The following is a 20470-nucleotide window of genomic DNA, read 5'->3' as shown; positions in this document are numbered from 1 at the left end:
ACGATCATTCGCGCTCTTTTTTTATTATGGCTTATGGTGTGAAAGAGTATTGGATTGTCAATCCGATGAAAGAGGCTGTGACGGTCTATGCTTTGAATGAAGAAGAGCTATATGAGCAAGCGGATATTCAAGTGCAGACAGGAACGGTGCAGTCTGCGTGTTTTCCTGACTTGCGCATCGATTTACAAAGAAACAACCGCCAATTGGCGGTTGCTGTTTATTTGAGGGAAATGATATCTTGTCAAAAGAGGAATAATCGTTGTATTTACGAGAGGAGTTACTTTGCTTTTAATGCGCGAATGGCATTTTCGTGCTCAAGCGAGCGAAAGGCAAGCGATTGGAGAACAAGCTCTTGGCGTGCTTGTGAAGCGATAACATCATCCAGCTTTTGCAACGCTTCGGCGAGCGTTTGCTTTATCGTTGGAATTTCTTTAACCGTTTCCTGCATCTCCAGCACGGCTTGTTTGATAAACGGAATATCTTTTATATCTTCTTTTGTGGCCATTGTTTGTTCAATATGCTCGATCCGTTTCTCCATAGCAGCCATATCGTCTTTGGTGGCCATGCGCTGCTCGATGCTGGTAAGATCGTCTTTAGTAGCCATGTGCTGCTCGATGCTGGTGAGATCGTCTTTAGTAGCCATGCGCTGTTCAATGCTGGTGAGATCGTCTTTAGTGGCCATGCGCTGCTCGATGCTGGTGAGATCGTCTTTGGTAGCCATGCGCTGCTCGATGCTGGTGAGATCGTCTTTAGTGGCCATGCGCTGCTCGATGCTGGTGAGATTGTCTTTAGTAGCCATGCGCTGTTCAATGCTGGTGAGATCGTCTTTAGTGGCCATGCGCTGTTCAATGCTGGTGAGATCGTCTTTAGTGGCCATTGTTTCCTCAATTTGCTGGATCCGCTTGTCCATTGCAGCGACATCCTCTTTCGTCGCCATGGCATGTTCAACCCGATCAAAGCGCTTGTCGATGACAGTCAGATCGTCTTTTGTCGCCATGGTTTGCTCCACACGCTCGATCCGTTTGTTCATGGCAGTCAGATCGTCTTTTGTTACCATGGTTTGCTCCACACGCTCGATCCGTTTGTTCATGGCAGTCAGATCGTCTTTTGTCGCCATGGTTTGCTCCACACGCTCGATCCGTTTGTTCATGGCAGTCAGATCGTCTTTTGTCGCCATGGTTTGCTCCACACGCTCGATCCGTTTGTTCATGGCAGTCAGATCGTCTTTTGTCGCCATGGTTTGCTCCACACGCTCGATCCGCTTCTCCATAGCAGCCATGTCCTCTTTCGTCGCCATATGATGACGCAAAAATGACAGCTCGTCAAAAATCCTACTCAATATCTGATCCATTTCATTTTTTCACCTCCTTTTTTGATTACGAGATTATTATAGCATCCTTTTATTGATGTTCTCTATCAATTTTAGAAGACTTCTCAGTAGATAAAAAAACATGAAACTTGTTTAACTTTATCCAGTTGAGAAGTCCCCCATTTCTAAGTCTTGTGCAGCTTGATGAAAGTGGGAGACGAATTGACTTCGGGCAAGGACAGGCTTTTGCCTGTTTAACGTAATTTCCGAAAGAAGTCTCCCGCCTCAAGGAACGTGAAGGGCACAGCCCCGTGAGTAGACGGGAGATGAATGCCGGTTGGCGTTAGCCAAAACGCATGATAGAATACGTGTATATCAGGTTCTTTGTGAACAGGATATGAGGGGGTTGCATGGAGAAATCAAATGCGAAAACCGAGCCGAGACTTCCATGCATAAAATATCCAAGGTACAAAAGAACTCCGAATCGTCGGACATCTAGGGTGGGGATGACCCGAAGTAACGCTCAGGGAGACGAAAGGTAGCTTTCGTTGTGGAACTGAGAAGCTCCCACTTCGAAGCGCTAGCAAAGTGGCGATTCGTTCACAAGTCTGCTTTATGCAAGCCATTCCTTTTTCATACCAAGATTCCAATAAAGCAAAAGTTCCCTGTAATTTGAGTTCAAACCGTCTGTTCATCAGACGGTTTTTTTCATTTGAATTACCAATTCCTCATCCGGCGTGACGTATATGGTTTGTTGGTTTTCATAGATCACAAAGCCAGGCTTTGCTCCATTTGGTTTTTTGACATAGCGGATCCGCGTGAAATCGACAGGCACGGAGCTTGATTGCCGCGCTTTGCTGAAATAGGCAGCAAGGTTAGCGGCTTCCGCAATTGTTTGTTGGGACGGATTTTTGCTGCGAATGACGACATGGGAGCCGGGAATGTCTTTTGTATGCAACCAAATTTCATCTTTGTGTGCGAGTTTGTTCGTCAAGTAGTCGTTTTGTTTATTGTTTTTACCAACGAGAATTTCCGTGCCATCACTTGCTACGTAACGTTCGAGTTCAATCGTGCGCGGCTTTTGTTTTTTTTGTTTCGTGGCTTTTGCTCGTAAATAGCCTTGCTCGATCAGCTCATCACGAATTTCTTCGATATCTTTCGGTGCGGCGGTGTCGAGCTGCTGCAATAGCGTATCAAAATAAACGATTTCTTTGTTTGTCTGTTCGATTTGCTCTTGAACGATGTGAATAGCATTTTTCGCCTTTTGATATTTTTGAAAATAGCTTTGTGCATTTTCTGACGGTGACTTTTGTGCATCAAGCGGAATCATGACGGTTTCCCCGTTTGCATCGTAATAGTTGATGACCTCGATTTCTTTCATCCCTCGTTTGACTGCGTACAGATAGGCGGTTAACAGCTCCCCGTAAAGCCGATATTGCTCGGCTTGTTTTGCTTCTTCTAATGTTTGTTCCAATTTCAAAAGCTTTTTCTCATTTTTCGCCTTTTCATTGGCGACAAACCGTTCTAAATCGTGTGCCTGTTGTTTGACGCGGTCGCGCTCAGCCTTGCCAAAATAGAAGCGGTCAAGCATTTCTCCGAGCGTGGCGAACGGCTTTGCTTCCGCCTGTAAATGCATAAGTGGCAGAACGTAAAACCATTCCTTTTGTCCATTTGTATATATACAAGGAGAAAAACGCCCGCTCTTTACTTCTTCCATAAGCGATATAAAGCTTTTTGGCAAAGTGGAGCGATTGGCGAGCCCTGCGCGGAAAGCCACCTCATTGGCAAACAGAGGCGAGAGGCCGGAAAAGGAAGCGACAAGCTGCTCTGGCAGCTTTCCAGCGTGAAAATCAAGTGTTTTCATGACCATTTCTTCAGTGGTTTTCAGCGGATTGAGTTTACCGTGTGACGGTGGCGCTACGTATGGCTGGCCGGGAAGCACCGTGCGATAGCGGTTGATAGCCGGCGATAGATGCTTAATGCTGTCAATGATCCTATTTGTTTCTTTATCGATCAAGATGATGTTACTATGCCGTCCCATAATCTCTATCATTAACTGCTTAATGGAGAGATCGCCCATTTCATTCCGTCCCTTTACTTCAATCATGATCACCCGATCAAAATCCATTTGCCGAATCGATTCAATGACGTTCCCTTCTAAATGCTTGCGTAAAAGCATGCAAAACATCGACGGTTCAGCAGGGTTGTCATATCCTTCATTTGTAAGGTGAACACGTGCATAGCTAGGATGTGCCGATAGCAGCAATTTGTAATTTCGCCCATGGGAGCGGATGTAAAGCAACAGCTCGTGCTGAAAAGGTTGGTAAATTTTTGTGATTCGTCCTCCTTCAAGCATTTTCTTTAATTCGTTCGTCATAGCATATGTAAATATTCCGTCAAAAGCCATATGAAACACCTTTCTCATTTTTTATTTCTGCAATTATCATATCATTTTTTTGGACATGTCTGAATAAGCTTTCATAGAAAAGCGACAAGGGAGGAGGAGTAAGGATGCAATGGCATACGCTCGCGCCAAATGATGTAGCAAAGGAGGCACATACCGATCTTGCTAAAGGTTTAACAACGGAAGAAGCAAAAAAACGGCTTAAGCGGTTTGGCTATAATGAACTAAAAGAGGCGAAAAAGCAATCGGCTCTCATTGTATTTTTGAATCAATTTCGCGATTTTATGGTTCTTGTGCTACTGGCAGCCACGATTATTTCCGGTTTTCTCGGAGAGTATGTTGATGCGATCGCAATTATTGTAATTGTGATGATGAATGCCTTTTTGGGCTTTTTTCAAGAACGACGCGCTGAAAAATCATTGGAAGCTCTCAAGCAGCTATCTGCTCCGCAAGCGACTGTATTACGCGACGGAGAATGGATGAAAATCCATTCTCAAGAGCTTGTTGTTGGCGATGTCATTAAATTTACCAGTGGTGATCGTATCGGTGCCGATGTAAGGTTAATTGATGCAAAGGGTTTAGAAATTGAAGAATCGGCATTAACAGGGGAGTCGGTGCCGACTGCAAAATTGGCAACACCGCTTGCAAATGAAAACACCGCAATTGGTGATTTGCATAATATGGCTTTCATGGGTACTCTTGTAACGAGAGGAAGCGGAGTGGGAGTTGTGATTGCCACAGGAATGAAAACCGCGATGGGGCAAATTGCGAACCTGCTACAAGAGGCGGAGACGGTCACGACTCCATTGCAGCGAAAATTAGAGCAGCTCGGTAAGATTTTGATTATTGTTGCTCTGCTGCTTACCGTTTTAGTTGTCGTTGTCGGCGTTATTCAAGGTCATGAACTGTATGAAATGTTTTTAGCGGGAGTGTCACTGGCGGTTGCCGCTATTCCGGAAGGGCTTCCTGCTATTGTGACCATTGCCTTGGCGCTTGGTGTGCAGCGGATGATTAAGAAAAACGCGATCGTTCGGAAGCTCCCTGCTGTAGAAACGTTGGGTTGTGCATCTGTCATTTGCTCTGATAAAACAGGAACAATGACAGAAAACATGATGACAGTAACAAACATATGGGCGAGCGGAAGGATGTGGACAGTCAGCGGAACGGGGCTTGAACTGAAAGGAGAATTTTATGAAAATGAACGGCCTATCAATATCAAAAAAGAAGCGGTACTGCAGCAGTTGCTGACATTTAGCACCCTTTGCAATAGCTCGCAAATTAAGGAAAAGGAACATCGACGGTATATCGACGGGGATCCGACGGAGGGCGCGCTGCTTGTGGCAGCAGCAAAGGCAGGATTAACAAAAGCACAGCTAGAATCAGAGTTTACGGTTGAGCAGGAATTTCCGTTCGATTCGGAACGAAAAATGATGACAGTCATTGTGAAGGATAAATCAGGGAGAAGATGGATTATTACGAAAGGGGCTCCCGATGTACTTCTTGAAATTAGCGGACATATATGGTGGAACGGACGCACACAACCGATGACAGCGGACTGGCGAAAAACGGTGCATCATGTCATCCATGCAATGGCCGGTAAGGCGTTGCGTACGATTGCTGTAGCCTACCGTCCGCTAACTGCAAAGGAACAGATTCCATCAGAAAAAGAAGCAGAAAAAGGCTTGACGTTGATGGGGATTCAAGGAATGATTGATCCACCGCGTCCGGAAGTAAAGAAAGCCGTACAGCAGTGTAAAGAGGCGGGCATTAAAACGGTGATGATTACGGGAGATCATTTGTTGACAGCAAAAGCGATTGCGAAACAGCTCGGTATTTTGCCACCAAATGGAAAGATCATGGATGGTCCAACATTATCTCGGCTTTCGGTTGATGAGCTTGAAGAAGTCGTCGATGACATTTATGTGTTTGCGCGCGTGTCGCCGGAGCATAAACTAAAAATTGTGAAAGCTTTACAGAGAAGAGGACATGTGGTTGCTATGACCGGAGACGGAGTGAATGACGCTCCCGCGATTAAGGCAGCAGATATCGGGGTAGCGATGGGGAAATCCGGTACGGATGTAGCGAAGGAAGCGGCAGCTCTTGTATTATTAGATGACAACTTCGCGACCATTCAATCGGCCATTCATGAGGGAAGAAACATTTATGAGAACATTCGCAAATTCATTCGCTACTTGCTTGCATCGAATGTTGGTGAAATTTTAGTGATGCTGTTTGCCATGCTGTTAGCACTGCCACTTCCGCTTGTACCCATTCAAATTTTATGGGTAAATTTAGTGACAGATGGGCTGCCAGCTATGGCCTTAGGGCTGGATCGTGCTGAAGAAAATGTCATGAGACGGAGACCAAGGCATCCAAAAGAAGGAGTGTTTTCTAGAGGGCTTGGCTGGAAAATCGTGAGCCGCGGGGTGATTATTGGAATTGTAACACTGGCCGCTTTTATGACGGTTTATGAACGAAGCGGGAATAATTTGGCGTATGCGCAAACAGTGGCGTTTGCGACATTGGTGATGGCTCAACTTATTCACGTGTTTGATTGTCGCTGTGAACGATCCATTTTTGACCGCAACCCTCTCGGAAATATGTATCTGGTTTGGGCTGTATTGCTCTCCCTATTGCTGGTGCTTGTGGTCATTTATTATCCTCCGCTGCAACGTGTGTTCCATACGGTTTCAGTTGAGCTGCTTGATTGGATTTTAATCGTTGGGCTCGCGGCGCTGCCGACATTTTTGTTTGCTGGGTCGTTTTTAACAAGAAAATCACGAACAAATATGTTATAATATGCAAGGTGATAGAGAAGTTTCTCTATGACCTTTTCTTTTTGTATGTTAACATAATGGGTGTGATAGTATGGTATACAGCATGACAGGCTTTGGAAGAAGCAAAACAACAAATGGTTCAATGGGAGTAACAGTCGAAGTAAAATCTGTGAATCATCGCTTTTGTGAAATTTCTGTTCGCATGCCTAGACAACTATTTATCTTTGAAGATAAAATAAAAAAAGTGATTTCGCAGTATGTACACAGAGGAAGAGTAGAAGTTTTTATCGCCATTGAAGGAGAAGGATGGACAAATCGCAAGCTCCAAGTCGATTGGCAGCTGATGAGCGATTATTACGAACAACTAAAAGAAGCCAATCATCGTTTCTCACTTCATGATTCTATTACTTTATCGCATTTATTCCAGCTTGAAGGAGTAGCTGAGATCATTGAAGAAGGAGCAGGCAATGAAGAGATGGAACACCTGCTCATATCGGCTGTCAATGAAGCGGCTCAGCAGCTGAAAACGATGCGTGAAAAAGAGGGGAAGGCATTGCTTTCCGATGTACAGGAGCAATTGGCGACGCTTAAACAATGTGTACAAAATGTGCAGCATCTTGCTCCTGAAGCTATTGAGCAATATCGGGAGCGATTGACGAAACGCATGAAGGAATTGGTGCAGGGAGACGTAGATGAGGCTCGCCTTTTAACGGAAGTCGCCATTTTCGCGGAAAAAACGGATATTAATGAAGAGCTCAAACGAATTCGTAGCCATATTGAGCAGTTTGTCCAAACATTGCATCATCAAGAACCGATCGGGCGAAAGCTGGATTTTTTAATTCAAGAGCTCAATCGTGAAGTAAATACGATTGGTTCAAAAGCTAATGATAGCCGCATTGCTGTACAAGTTGTTGAAATGAAGAGCGCACTTGAAAAAGTAAAAGAGCAGGTACAAAATATAGAGTAATCGTTTATAATGGCTAGGTTGCGGCAACAATAATTTTTATGGTAGGTGGAGTTCGGTGGGAGTTAAACTTGTCAATATCGGCTACGGAAATATGGTTTCAGCCTCTCGAATCATATCGATTGTTAATCCCGATTCCGCTCCGATTAAGCGGATTGTTCAAGATGCGAGAGAGTGCGGCAAGCTTGTGGATGCCACTCATGGCAGAAGAACCCGAGCGGTCATTATCATGGATAGCGATCATGTTGTTTTATCATCGGTGCAGCCAGAAACCGTGGCACATCGATTATATGAGCGTGAAGATTTATCAGAGGAAGGGTAGGTTTCTATATTTTTATGAGCGAAAGAGGGTTATTAATCGTATTATCAGGACCATCCGGCGTTGGAAAAGGGACGGTGCGCAAGGCGTTATTCTCGCAAGCGGATATTAATTTGCATTATTCGATTTCCGTGACGACGCGAAAGCCGCGTGAGGGAGAAGTAGACGGGATTGACTACTTTTTTACAACACGCGAAGAGTTCGAGCAAATGATTCGCGACCATAAGCTGCTTGAGTGGGCTGAATATGTCGGCAACTATTATGGTACGCCGATTGATTACGTTGAGAAGACGCTGCAGGAAGGCAAAGATGTCTTTCTTGAAATCGAGGTGCAGGGAGCGCTGCAAGTACGCAAGGCATTTCCGGAAGGATTGTTTATTTTTCTTGCCCCGCCAAGCTTAAGTGAGCTAAAAAATCGAATTGTTACTAGAGGAACTGAAACAGAAGAGCTGATTAACGACCGCATGAAAGCGGCAAGAGAAGAATTAGAAATGATGGATGCCTATGACTATGTCGTAGAAAATGACCGGGTCGAATTAGCGTGCGAGCGCATTAAAGCCATTGTCACAGCTGAACATTGCAAGCGCGAGCGCGTGGCACAACGGTATAAAAAAATGTTGGAGGTGGAATAAACGATGCTTTATCCTTCCATTGATCTTTTAATGGAAAAACTAGATTCCAAATACACGCTTGTGAGCGTTGCTGCAAAACGGGCGCGCCAACTGCAGGAAAAAGACGATCTTACAATTGAAAAGCCTGTATCAAAAAAATTCGTTGGAAAAGCGTTAGAAGAAATTGCGGCAGGCCATATTGAACTTGTAAAAGAAGAGTAAAAATAACAACCTAGGTTTTAGGTTGTTATTTTTTTACAAAAGTGAAAGGGGAGCTCCAAAAAATGATTGAACAAAAAAATATTTTATTATGTGTGACGGGTGGAATTGCTGTGTATAAGGCAGCCGCATTAACGAGCCGATTAACACAGCGTGGAGCCAATGTGAAAGTGATGATGAGCGAGGCAGCGTGCAAATTTGTAACGCCGTTAACGTTTCAAGCATTGTCACGCCATGATGTTTATGTCGATACATTTGAAGAGAAACACGCTGAAGTAATAGCGCATATCGATTTAGCAGATTGGGCTGATCTTGTATTAGTAGCTCCGGCGACAGCCAATACCATTGGGAAGCTAGCGAATGGAATAGCGGATAATATGATCACAACGACGCTTTTGGCCACAAGGGCGCCTGTGTGGCTTGCCCCTGCTATGAATGTCCATATGTATGAACATCCGACTGTCTGTGAGAATATGGAAAGGCTTGCCCGTTTTGGCTACCAGTTTATCGAACCATCCGAAGGCCATTTGGCTTGCGGTTACGTTGGAAAAGGAAGACTAGAAGAACCAGAAAATATTGTCACATTGATTGAACAATATTTTTCTTCCTCTCCTTCATCTCTATTATTGAAGGGCAAGAAAGTGCTTGTGACGGCAGGACCGACGCGTGAAAAAATAGATCCTGTCCGATTTTTCAGCAATCGGTCGACAGGGAAAATGGGATATGCCATTGCGGAAACAGCGGCAGAGCTAGGGGCAGAGGTGACGCTCATTTCCGGGCCTACCAATCTGCCATCACCTCGCAATGTAGAAACAATCCGAATTGAGTCTGCGCAAGAAATGTACGAAGAAGTGATCAAAAGATTTTCTTCTGCTCATATTGTTATTAAATCAGCTGCTGTCGCCGACTACCGCCCCAAATATGTATTTAACGAAAAAATGAAGAAAAAGCCTGGCGATCTTGTGATTGAACTGGAAAGAACGATTGATATTTTAAAAGCGCTTGGAGAGCAAAAGACAGAGCAGTTTTTAGTCGGATTTGCTGCGGAAACAGAGCAAGTGGAAGAGTACGCTCTTCAAAAACTGAAAGGGAAAAATTTGGATATGATTGTCGCTAACAATGTTGCCCAAAAGGGAGCGGGATTCGCCAGCGACACGAATATTGTCACAATTTTTAAACGGGATGGATCCATTACGAAGCTTCCGTTGCTAACGAAAAAGAAAGTAGCTGAAGAAATTTTAAAAGAGATTGCCGAGGCGATTGGATGAAAATTGCAGCAGTTATCGTTGATGTGCCTTCACGGCAAACAGACCGGCCGTTTGACTATCAAATACCGGAGAAATGGGAGGATGTCCTGCAAATTGGCATGCGAGTCGTTGTTCCGTTTGGAACGCGACGGCTACAAGGATTTGTAGTAGATATTAAGACTTATTCTGATGTCAAGTCATTAAAAGCGATTGAAGCCATTTTAGATGTGGCTCCCGTATTGAATGAAGAACTGTTGCGTTTGGGCCAATACTTAACCGAAACGACGCTCTGCTTTGCTATTTCCGCTTACCAAGCGATGCTTCCGGCTGCGATGAAAGCGAAGTATGAAAAAGAGATACGCCTTGTAGATGAAAAATATCGCGATCGTTTGCATCCAAATGTCCAGCCTTTCTTTTCTAACCGCTCTGCGGTTTCGTGGAAAGAGCTTGAGAATACCAATGTGTTATCTCGCTTACAAAAGGACGTTCAAAACGGCTATTTGGAGGTTATTTATCATCTCAAGGACAAAGCAGCGAAGAAAACGATCAAATACGTTGCTTTTTCCGTGCCAGAAGAGCAGCGAAAGAAGGCGATTGAATCACTTCCGGCCAATGCTGTTAAGCAAAAGCAATTGTTAGAGCTGCTGCTTTTCAATGAGCACTTGCCATTAAAGGAGGTGCTCGAGCGAAGCGGTGCCTCGCACGCCTCAGTAAAAACATTAATTCAAAAAGGAATCATTTGCGAATACGAGGTTGAAGCTTATCGCGATCCCTATGGACAGCACCATTTTGCAGCCACTCAACCGCTTATGTTAACGGAGGAGCAGCAGCAAGCGCTCGAGCCGATCGTTAACAGCATCAAGGAGAATGAGCATCAAGTCTTTTTGCTTTATGGTGTGACAGGGAGCGGAAAAACAGAAGTATACATGCAAGCGATTGAGGCCGTATTAAAGCAAGGGAAGGAAGCCATTGTACTCGTTCCAGAAATTTCACTCACGCCACAAATGGTTGAGCGATTTAAAGGGAGATTTGGCTCGCAGGTGGCCGTGCTTCATAGCGGATTATCGATTGGTGAAAAGTATGATGAATGGCGCAAAATTCATCGCAAAGAAGTCAAGCTTGTGGTTGGAGCGCGTTCTGCTATTTTTGCCCCATTTGAAAATTTAGGTATGATTATCATTGACGAGGAACATGAATCGAGTTATAAACAGGAAGAAACACCGCGCTATCATGCACGTGATGTGGCTATTTACCGGGCGCGCTTTCATCAATGTCCCGTTGTGCTGGGCAGCGCTACTCCGTCTCTTGAATCATTTGCTCGCGCCAAAAAAGGAGTTTATCAGCTTCTTACTTTAACCAAAAGAATGAGCGAAAATGGTCTGCCTGCTGTGTCCATCATTGATATGCGTGAGGAGTTGCGGAGTGGAAACCGCTCGATGTTTTCGCGGACGTTATTTGAAAAATTGCGAGAACGTCTTGATAAAGGTGAGCAATCTGTGTTGTTTTTAAATCGTCGCGGATACTCAACCTTTGTGATGTGTCGAGACTGCGGTCATGTCATCCGCTGTGCGCACTGTGATATTTCGCTTACTTATCATCGTGTGCAGCAGCGTTTGAAATGCCATTATTGTGGACATGAGGAACCGCTTGCTTACAGCTGTCCGTCATGCGGCAGCGAGCATATCCGTTTCTTTGGCACAGGCACGCAAAAAGTGGAGGAAGAATTGACTAAACTGCTTCCACAAGCCCGAGTCATTCGCATGGATGTTGATACGACGAGCCGCAAAGGGGCTCATGAGCGGATATTGTCGGAGTTTGGCGCAGGAAAGGCAGATATTTTGCTTGGAACACAAATGATTGCTAAAGGGCTCGATTTTCCAAAGGTGACGCTTGTGGGAGTGTTGAGTGCTGATACGATGCTCCATCTTCCAGATTTTCGAGCTTGCGAAAAAACATTTCAGTTGCTGACGCAGGTCAGCGGACGAGCAGGGCGGCACGAATTGCCGGGAGAGGTCGTCATTCAAACGTATACGCCGGAGCATTATAGCATTGAACTAGCTGCTTGTCACGATTATGAAGCTTTTTATCAGAAAGAAATGGCACTCCGCAGGTTTCACGGTTATCCGCCGTTTTATTATTTAACGCTTATTACCGTTTCTCATCCCGAATTAATAAAAGCGGTTTCGGTTACAGAGAAAATTGCGGGTTATTTACGTGCGCAGTTATCGAAAGAGGCCATCATTCTTGGCCCGGTTGCTTCCCCTATTGCTCGTCTCCATGATAGATATCGCTATCAATGCATGATAAAATACAAGCGAGAGGCTAATTTTACTAAAATACTAAAGAATGTGGTCGACCGTTATCAGCAGGAAATGTCACAAGGAGAACTGTTGATTACGATCGACACAAACCCGTATATGATGATGTAAAATGGAGGAAATTGCATTGGCTAAGTTAAATATTGTCACATATCCAGCAGAAGTGTTAGAAACCGTTTGTGAAAAAGTCATAGAGTTTGACCGCAAACTTGTAAAATTACTGAATGATATGTATGAAACGATGCTGGAAGCAGACGGTGTCGGATTAGCGGCTCCGCAGGTGGGCATCGCCCAGCAAATCGCCGTTGTAGATGTCGGAGATGAGCATGGAAGAATTGAGCTCATAAATCCTGTGATTCTTGAGCAGAGAGGCGAGCAAATCGGACCTGAGGGCTGCTTAAGCTTTCCTGGGCTATTCGGAGAAGTGAAACGAGCGGATTACGTGAAAGTTCGGGCGCAAGATCGCCGCGGGCGCGCATATACTCTTGAAGCGACCGGTTTTTTAGCCCGCGCTTTACAGCATGAGATTGACCATTTAAACGGTGTTTTATTTACGTCCAAGGTCATTCGTTATTATGAAGAGGAAGAATTAGAAGGGTAGATGATGGATCATATGGTAAGAATCGTTTTTATGGGGACTCCGGATTTTTCTGTTCCGGTATTGCGGCAGTTAATTCATGATGGATACGATGTTGTTGGGGTTGTTACACAGCCGGACAAACCAAAGGGACGGAAAAGGGAGCTGACACCGCCGCCAGTCAAAGTCGAAGCAGAAAAGCATGGGATTCCTGTTTGGCAACCGACTAAAATTCGTGAGAAGGAACAATATGAAAGGGTGTTAGCATTTAAGCCGGATTTAATTGTCACTGCAGCCTTTGGTCAGATTTTGCCGAAGGAGCTGCTGGAGGCGCCTCCATATGGCTGCATCAACGTTCATGCGTCTCTGTTGCCGGAATTGCGCGGAGGTGCGCCAATCCATTATGCGATTTTACAGGGAAAAACAAAAACGGGAATAACCATTATGTATATGGCAGAAAAGCTTGATGCAGGCGATATTTTAACACAGGTAGAAGTCCCGATTACGGAAGACGACACCGTGGGCACCCTCCACGACAAATTAAGTATGGCCGGAGCCAAGCTGCTATCCGATACTATTCCGCTTTTACTTCAAGGAAAAATTAGACCAATCCGCCAGGATGAAGAAAAGGCGACATTTGCTTATAATATTAAGCGTGAACAAGAAAAAATTGACTGGACCCGTACAGGAGAAGAAATTTATAATCATATCCGCGGTTTAAATCCTTGGCCCGTGGCTTATACCATGTATCAAGGGCAAGTTTGGAAAATCTGGCGTTCAGAAAAAATTCGCGCTTCTTCACAAACACAGCCAGGGACGATCATGGAAGTGGTGAACGACGGCATTATCGTAGCCACTGGCAATGATATCGCCATTAAAATTACCGAATTGCAGCCGGCTGGGAAAAAGCGGATGAGCGCTGAACAATTTTTGCGCGGCGCCGGGGCAGCGATAGCAATCGGAACGAAGCTAGGAGATGAAAATGAAACATAAAAATGTAAGAGAAGTTGCCTTAGATGTACTTTTAGCTATTGATGAAAAGGAAGCCTATAGCAACCTATTGCTCAATCAAACGATCCGTTCCACAAGGTTGCCGGAAAGAGATACCGGTTTATTGACAGAACTTGTATATGGAACGGTTCAAAGGCGTGATACGCTCGATTACTATTTGCAGCCATTTATTAAAAAATCACATAAGCTGCAAAAATGGGTGCGGATGCTGCTTCGCTTATCGCTCTATCAAATGCTATATTTAGATCGTATTCCTGATCGAGCCGTTATTTTCGAAGCGGTTGAAATTGCTAAAAAACGCGGCCACCGTGGCATTTCGTCGATGGTCAATGGCGTTTTGCGTGCCGTTCAGCGGGATGGTGTTCCTTCTGTCGATGAAATTCAAGATGATGCTGAACGACTAGCCGTGAAAACGAGCCATCCGTATTGGCTTGTCAAACGCTGGGCATCACAATATGGCCTTCAAGAAACCGAAAAAATGTGCATGGCTAATTTAACCGCACCAAAGCAAACAGCGCGAGTCAACACCGTATTGGCGACCGTTGATGAAGTGATTGCCATGTTGGAAGAAGAAGGAACGGAAGTCGAACGGGGAGAATTGGCAGAAGAAGCGATTCGAGCGAAAAAAGGAAACTTGGTGAATACGAAAGTTTTCCAAAACGGGTATATGACCATTCAGGATGAAAGCTCGATGCTTGTGGCCAGAGCGCTCCATCCTAGCGAACATGAACGAGTGCTGGATAGTTGTGCGGCTCCAGGAGGAAAGTCGACACACATCGCAGAGCTTATGAAACGGACGGGACAAGTTATTTCGCTAGATGTTCATGAGCACAAAGTAAAATTGATTAAGCAGCAAGCTGAGCGTCTTCATCTGCCCAACATTGCTGCATATGTATTAGACAGCCGGCAAGCTTCGCAGCATTTTGCTCGTGAATCGTTTGATAAAATTTTAGTAGATGCCCCTTGTTCGGGATTTGGAGTGATACGGCGCAAGCCGGATATTAAATATGCCAAAAATGAGAAGGATCTTCGGGAGCTTGCTCGTTTGCAATTGGCTATTTTAAGGGAAGTGGCTCCGCTGTTAAAACGAGGTGGAACGATCGTTTATAGCACATGTACGATTGACCACGATGAGAATGAGGAGGTAGTGGCTGAGTTTTTGCGTCTTCATCCCGAGTTTACCGTCGATGATACGCTTTCGGAAAGATTGCCAGAAAAGGTGCGTCCCTATGTAGCAAATGGGCAATTGCGCTTGCTGCCTCACTATTTTGATTCAGATGGATTTTTTATCGCATCATTACGAAAGAAGGTGTAACTTCATTGAGAAAAGCAGAAATTCAAACGAGCCATCAACGAGCAGCCGATGCGTCTCAGCCATCCATCTATTCTTTCACATTGGAGGAACTGCGAGAATGGATGGTAGAGCAGGGAGAAAAGCCATTTCGCGCGACGCAAGTTTATGAATGGCTTTATCAAAAGCGAGTCACCTCCTTTGAGGATATGACTAACCTGCCAAAAGTGTTGCGAGAAAAGCTCGCAGCCCATTTTACGATGACAACCTTAAAAACGCTTGTTCAGCAAACCTCAAAGGATGGAACGATCAAGTTTTTATTTGAGCTTCACGACGGCTTTTCAATTGAAACGGTGTTAATGCGCCATGATTATGGGAACTCCATTTGTGTCACAACACAGGTAGGCTGCCGTATTGGCTGTACCTTTTGTGCCTCTACACTCGGTGGTCTAAAGCGTCATTTAGAAGCAGGAGAAATTGTGGCGCAAGTCGTAAAAGTTCAAAAAGCACTTGATGAATATGCGGAGCGAGTGAGCAGCATTGTCGTAATGGGAATAGGTGAGCCATTTGATAATTACGATGCATTGATTAAGTTTTTACACATTGTGAATCATGCGAAAGGATTGCACATCGGCGCACGCCACATTACCGTATCAACAAGCGGCATTATTCCGAAAATCTATCAATTTGCCGACGAGGGGACGCAAATTAATTTTGCGATCTCTTTGCATGCACCAACGACCGAATTGCGTACAAAACTCATGCCGATTAATAAAGCCTATCCGCTTCCTAAACTAATGGAAGCCGTTCGCTATTACGTTGAAAAAACAGGAAGGAGAGTAACATTCGAATACGGACTGTTTGGTGGAGTGAACGATCAAATAGAGCATGCCAAACAATTGGCAGAGCTGCTCAAAGGTCTTAAATGCCATGTGAACTTAATTCCAGTCAATTATGTGCCGGAACGAAATTATGTGCGAACACCACGCGAGCAAATTTTTGCCTTTGAGCGCACGCTAAAGCAACATGGAATTAATGTCACGATTCGCCGCGAACAAGGACATGACATCGATGCCGCATGCGGACAGCTTCGCGCGAAGGAGCGAAAAGAGGAAACGAGGTGAAACCATGAAAGTCGTTTTTCAAACCGACGTTGGCAAAATTCGTCCTCATAACGAAGACTGCGGCGGTATTTTTAAAAATAAAGACGGCCACTACTTAGCGATGGTCGCAGATGGCATGGGAGGTCATCGTGCTGGTGATGTAGCAAGCGAAATGACGATTTCCTATTTAAAAAAGCAGTGGGAAGAAACCGAAAACATTACATCACCAGAAATCGCCGAGCGGTGGTTAAAAGAACAGGTTGCAAGCATCAACCGCTTGCTGTTTGACCATTCACTGCGCCATATAGAATGCCAAGGAATGGGGACTACGATTGTCAGTGCGATTTGCACGGATCAGTTTGTGACAATCGGCCATATCGGCGATAGCCGCTGTTATTTGTTCAACCAACATGGATTCCAGCAAATCACAGAAGATCATTCTCTTGTTAATGAATTGGTGAAAACAGGGCAGATTTCTAAAGAGGATGCAGAGCATCATCCGCGCAAAAATGTGTTATTGCGCGCGCTTGGGACCGAAAAGAGCGTCAAATTAGATATTAAGACGATTGAAGTGGAGGAGCGCGATCGACTGCTTTTATGCTCAGACGGTTTGTCTAACAAGGTGTCTGAACAGTCGATGATGGACATTTTAACATCGGAACAATCGCTTGAAGAGAAAGCGCAAGCGCTAGTTCATTTAGCGAATGAGCATGGTGGAGAGGACAATATTACGTTAGTAATTGTTGAATTTTCATCGGAATGTGAAAGTAGGTGATCACACATGCTCATTGGTAAACGGTTAAATGGGCGCTATAAGATCATAAGTTTGCTTGGCGGCGGAGGAATGGCGAATGTTTATGTCGCGAGAGATATGATTCTGGAGCGCGAAGTAGCCATTAAAATTTTGCGTTTTGATTTTTCAAATGATGAACAGTTTATTAAACGATTTCGCCGTGAGGCCCAGGCAGCGACAAGTTTGAATCATGAAAATATTGTTAGCATTTATGATGTGGGTGAGGACGAAGGAATTTATTACATTGTGATGGAATATGTGCGCGGTTTTACACTTAAGCAATATATCCAGCAGCATGCTCCATTGCACGTTGCCAAGGCATTGGATATTATGGAGCAACTCACGTCAGCGATCACACACGCCCATGCCAATGGCATTATTCATCGTGATATTAAGCCGCAAAATATTTTGATTGACGAAGAAGGAAAAGTAAAAATTACTGATTTCGGTATTGCTGTTGCATTAAGCTCGACGACGATTACCCAAACGAATTCCGTGCTCGGTTCGATTCATTATTTATCTCCGGAACAGGCACGAGGAGGGATTGCGACCGAGAAATCTGATATTTATTCGCTCGGAATTGTCATGTTTGAATTGCTTACAGGCCATTTGCCTTTTTCAGGGGAGTCAGCAGTATCCATTATATTGAAACATTTGCAGACAGAAACTCCTTCGCCAAAAGCTTGGAATCCTTCTATCCCACAAAGTGTAGAAAATATTATTTTAAAAGCAACAGCAAAAGATCCGTTTTATCGTTATCAATCGGTACAGGAGATGAATGAAGATATTCGCACAGCCCTTGATCCAGAACGGGTGAACGAAAAAAAGTTTACGCTTCCGGATGATGATGAACCGACAAAGGCCATTCCTATTGTGAAGGATCATGAGTTGACCAAGCAAACCATTATACGGGAGGAAGCGAAAGAGAAAAAGGAAGAAGACAAGCAGCTGCCTGATGCTGAAGCGAAGAAAAAGCGGAAAAGAAAATGGCTTGGCTGGATGATTGCTCTTTTTTTATTCCTAATTGCGGCTGGGGTCAGTGCCGCCATATGGGGACCGACGCTCTTCTTTCCAAAGGATGTGACGGTTCCGGATGTAACGAACAAAAATTATGATGAAGCAGTAGAAAAACTTTCTTCCTTAGGCTTTGAAATTAAAGATACGATTGACATGGAAAGCGATGATATTGCCGAAGGAAATGTCATTCGGACAAAGCCAGAAGCAGGACGAGTGGTCAAAGAAGGAACAGAGATCACGATTTATAAAAGCATCGGGAAAAAGAAAATCGAGTTTGGAGATTACGTTGGCGAAGATATTGAGACAGTAGAGCAGCAATTGAAGGATGAACATTATTTAGCGGTGAAGCGCATTGAACGTTATAGCGATAAACCGGTTGGCACCATTCTTGAACAATTTCCTTCTCCAGGTGAACAGGTCGTTCCAGAGGAAACAGAAGTGGAATTTACCATTAGTGTAGGGGTGCCCAAAATTGTGCTAAAAGATTTGACGGGATATACAGAAAAAAGCGTGCGTGATTATGCGCAAGAGCAGCAGCTTAATGTTGTAGTGAAGCATGAATATTCTGATCAAGTCCCGCAAGGAATCGTGATTTCGCAAACACCGGGCGCCAATACAGAACTGCAAAAAGGTGATACCGTTACTGTTGTGATTTCGCAGGGAAAAGAACCGTTACCGAACAAGACAGTTGTAAAGGAAATTGAAATTCCATATGATGCGGAGGAGCCGGGACAAACGGTAGAGGCTCAGCTCTATATTCAAGATGTCAACCATGACATGACGAAGCCGTATAAAACGTATCGCCTTACAGCACCAGTTAAAGAAACGGTTGAATTTGTTATTCCTTATAATGGCCAAGGATACTATCGTGTCATTGTTAATAATATTGTAAAACAGGAAGGAACCATTCCTTATCCAAAGGGGTGAAGCTATGGCAGAAGGAAAAATTATGAAAGCATTAAGCGGATTTTATTATGTGTTAAGCGATGGAGAAATCATTCAATGTCGAGGAAGAGGGGTATTTCGTAAGCAAAAGATTACTCCTCTTGTCGGTGATTATGTTATTTTTCAAGCTGAAAGCAAAACAGATGGATATATTATGGAAGTATGTGAACGAAAAAACGAACTGATCCGTCCCCCAATCGCTAACGTCGATCAAGCGATTCTTGTATTTTCCGCGGTGGAGCCAGATTTTAGTACGATGCTTCTGGATCGTTTTCTTGTGCTCATTGAGGCGAAGGACATTCGTCCGATTATTGTCGTTAATAAAATGGATTTACTTAATGAGAAGACAAAGCCGATTGTGCAAGGGTACATCAGCGATTATCGCCGCATCGGGTACGATGTCATCGAAACATCGATCGTCACAAAAGCTGGTCTTGAGCAACTGCTTCCTTATTTAGAAGGAAAGATTTCTGTCTTTGCGGGCCAGTCTGGTGTGGGAAAGTCATCACTTTTAAATGCGCTTCGTCCAGATTTACAGCTGAAAACGAATGATATTTCATTTCATTTAGGTCGCGGAAAACATACGACAAGACATGTTGAATTGATCGAAATTGGCGACGGGCTTGTGGCGGATACACCTGGCTTTAGTGCATTAGAGTTTCAGGATATTGAAGAGGAACAGTTACCGCTTTGTTTTCCGGAGTTTCGCCAACGCAGTCATGAATGCAAATTCCGCGGCTGCACCCATATGACAGAACCAAAATGCGCGGTAAAAAGCGCATTGGAAGCAGGAGATATTCCGGTCTATCGCTATAATCACTATCGCCATTTCATGGAGGAAATTAAGGAAAGAAAGACGAGGTACTACTGATGATTAAAATTGCGCCTTCCATTTTATCGGCAGATTTCGCAAAGCTCGGAGACGACATTCGAGATGTTGAGCAAGGTGGGGCCGATTATATTCATGTTGATGTCATGGATGGCCATTTTGTGCCAAATATCACGATTGGTCCACTGATTGTGGAGGCGATTCGGCCCATTACCACATTGCCTTTGGATGTCCATTTGATGATTGAACACCCGGATCGTTATATTCCGGCTTTTGCAAAGGCGGGAGCTGACATTTTATCTGTGCATGTAGAAGCTTGTCCGCATTTGCACCGTACCATTCATATGATTAAAGAATTGGGGGTAAAAGCAGGAGTGGTTTTAAATCCCCACACTCCAGTAGCAATGATTGAGTCTATTTTAGATGATATCGATTTAGTACTGCTCATGACGGTCAATCCAGGGTTTGGAGGACAAAAATTTATTTCTTCTGTATTGCCTAAAATTCGTCAAGTTGCGCAAATGGCAAAAGAACGGGGATTACAGCTTGAGATTGAAGTGGATGGCGGGGTGAATCGCAAGACTGCTCAGCTTTGCGTGGAAGCGGGGGCGAACGTACTTGTCGCTGGATCGGCGATTTACGGTGAAATCGACCGAAAAGCGGCTATTCAAGCGATTCGAGGCCACTAATAAAACGGAAGGTTGCATACCTTCCGTTTTTGTTAAAAGCGTATAGA

The 20470-nt window shown here is 44.4% G+C and carries 17 protein-coding genes and 1 pseudogene; 16 read left to right on the top strand and 2 right to left on the bottom strand.

Annotation, left to right across the window (positions count from 1 at the left end; all coding sequences use genetic code 11):
• Nucleotides 1-26: 26 nt before the first annotated feature.
• Nucleotides 27-188: pseudogene (locus GFC28_RS18740) on the top strand (Uma2 family endonuclease); the annotation flags it as partial.
• A gap of 89 nt (nucleotides 189-277) precedes the next feature.
• On the opposite strand, the gene GFC28_RS06285 reads toward GFC28_RS18740, so the two are convergent.
• Entirely contained in the window at nucleotides 278-1351 is a 1074-nt protein-coding gene (locus GFC28_RS06285; protein ID WP_066329394.1) for a hypothetical protein, read from the bottom strand.
• Nucleotides 1352-2003: 652 nt separating this feature from the next.
• Entirely contained in the window at nucleotides 2004-3716 is a 1713-nt protein-coding gene (locus GFC28_RS06280) for an Rqc2 family fibronectin-binding protein (RefSeq protein WP_044746198.1), read from the bottom strand.
• A 104-nt stretch (nucleotides 3717-3820) separates the two neighbouring features.
• Here GFC28_RS06280 and GFC28_RS06275 point away from each other — a divergent pair, with 104 nt between their 5' ends.
• The 15 genes from GFC28_RS06275 (at nucleotide 3821) to rpe (ending at nucleotide 20423) form a co-directional block, all read left to right on the top strand.
• Nucleotides 3821-6511 carry a calcium-translocating P-type ATPase, SERCA-type gene (locus GFC28_RS06275; RefSeq protein ID WP_044746197.1) on the top strand — a complete coding sequence of 897 codons (2691 nt, stop codon included), beginning with the start codon at nucleotides 3821-3823 and terminating at the stop codon, nucleotides 6509-6511.
• A 70-nt stretch (nucleotides 6512-6581) separates the two neighbouring features.
• Nucleotides 6582-7457 (top strand): YicC/YloC family endoribonuclease, encoded by an 876-nt coding sequence (locus GFC28_RS06270; RefSeq protein ID WP_044746196.1) that lies wholly within the window; start codon nucleotides 6582-6584, stop codon nucleotides 7455-7457.
• Between the two features lie 55 nt (nucleotides 7458-7512).
• Nucleotides 7513-7776, top strand: coding sequence for an extracellular matrix/biofilm regulator RemA (remA, locus tag GFC28_RS06265; RefSeq protein ID WP_044746195.1), 264 nt, complete (start codon nucleotides 7513-7515; stop codon nucleotides 7774-7776).
• A 14-nt stretch (nucleotides 7777-7790) separates the two neighbouring features.
• Nucleotides 7791-8405 carry a guanylate kinase gene (gene gmk, locus GFC28_RS06260; RefSeq protein WP_044746194.1) on the top strand — a complete coding sequence of 205 codons (615 nt, stop codon included), beginning with the start codon at nucleotides 7791-7793 and terminating at the stop codon, nucleotides 8403-8405.
• A 3-nt stretch (nucleotides 8406-8408) separates the two neighbouring features.
• The gene (rpoZ, locus tag GFC28_RS06255; RefSeq protein ID WP_044746193.1) at nucleotides 8409-8606 is read left to right on the top strand and encodes a DNA-directed RNA polymerase subunit omega; all 198 of its coding nucleotides are present in this window, start codon (nucleotides 8409-8411) and stop codon (nucleotides 8604-8606) included.
• Nucleotides 8607-8668: 62 nt separating this feature from the next.
• On the top strand, nucleotides 8669-9871 hold the full coding sequence (gene coaBC / locus GFC28_RS06250; protein WP_044746192.1) for a bifunctional phosphopantothenoylcysteine decarboxylase/phosphopantothenate--cysteine ligase CoaBC: 1203 nt from the start codon (nucleotides 8669-8671) through the stop codon (nucleotides 9869-9871).
• Entirely contained in the window at nucleotides 9868-12279 is a 2412-nt protein-coding gene (gene priA / locus GFC28_RS06245; RefSeq protein ID WP_044746191.1) for a primosomal protein N', read from the top strand. Before coaBC ends, priA begins: the two co-directional genes overlap by 4 nt.
• A 16-nt stretch (nucleotides 12280-12295) precedes the next feature.
• Nucleotides 12296-12769, top strand: a complete 474-nt coding sequence (gene def / locus GFC28_RS06240; protein WP_044746203.1) for a peptide deformylase — start codon at nucleotides 12296-12298, stop codon at nucleotides 12767-12769.
• Nucleotides 12770-12781: 12 nt separating this feature from the next.
• Nucleotides 12782-13738: a methionyl-tRNA formyltransferase gene (gene fmt / locus GFC28_RS06235; protein WP_044746202.1), complete on the top strand. Its 957-nt coding sequence runs from the start codon at nucleotides 12782-12784 to the stop codon at nucleotides 13736-13738.
• Entirely contained in the window at nucleotides 13728-15071 is a 1344-nt protein-coding gene (gene rsmB / locus GFC28_RS06230; RefSeq protein ID WP_044746190.1) for a 16S rRNA (cytosine(967)-C(5))-methyltransferase RsmB, read from the top strand. The genes fmt and rsmB overlap by 11 nt, the downstream gene beginning before the upstream one ends.
• A gap of 5 nt (nucleotides 15072-15076) precedes the next feature.
• A complete protein-coding gene (gene rlmN, locus GFC28_RS06225) occupies nucleotides 15077-16171 on the top strand; it encodes a dual-specificity RNA methyltransferase RlmN (protein ID WP_044746189.1) in 1095 nt (364 codons plus the stop codon).
• Between the two features lie 4 nt (nucleotides 16172-16175).
• Nucleotides 16176-16925: a Stp1/IreP family PP2C-type Ser/Thr phosphatase gene (locus GFC28_RS06220; protein WP_044746188.1), complete on the top strand. Its 750-nt coding sequence runs from the start codon at nucleotides 16176-16178 to the stop codon at nucleotides 16923-16925.
• A 6-nt stretch (nucleotides 16926-16931) separates the two neighbouring features.
• Complete coding sequence (gene pknB / locus GFC28_RS06215) at nucleotides 16932-18887, top strand: Stk1 family PASTA domain-containing Ser/Thr kinase (protein ID WP_044746187.1); 1956 nt, start codon at nucleotides 16932-16934, stop codon at nucleotides 18885-18887.
• A 4-nt stretch (nucleotides 18888-18891) separates the two neighbouring features.
• Complete coding sequence (rsgA, locus tag GFC28_RS06210) at nucleotides 18892-19776, top strand: ribosome small subunit-dependent GTPase A (RefSeq protein ID WP_044746186.1); 885 nt, start codon at nucleotides 18892-18894, stop codon at nucleotides 19774-19776.
• Nucleotides 19776-20423 carry a ribulose-phosphate 3-epimerase gene (gene rpe / locus GFC28_RS06205; protein WP_044746185.1) on the top strand — a complete coding sequence of 216 codons (648 nt, stop codon included), beginning with the start codon at nucleotides 19776-19778 and terminating at the stop codon, nucleotides 20421-20423. Before rsgA ends, rpe begins: the two co-directional genes overlap by 1 nt.
• The last annotated feature ends 47 nt before the right edge of the window (nucleotides 20424-20470 follow it).

It is taken from the genome of Anoxybacillus sp. B2M1 (assembly GCF_001634265.1).
GTDB classification, from domain to species: domain Bacteria; phylum Bacillota; class Bacilli; order Bacillales; family Anoxybacillaceae; genus Anoxybacteroides; species Anoxybacteroides rupiense.
Note: the sequence above shows the minus strand (reverse complement) of the source record. Positions and strands in the feature narration are given on the sequence as shown.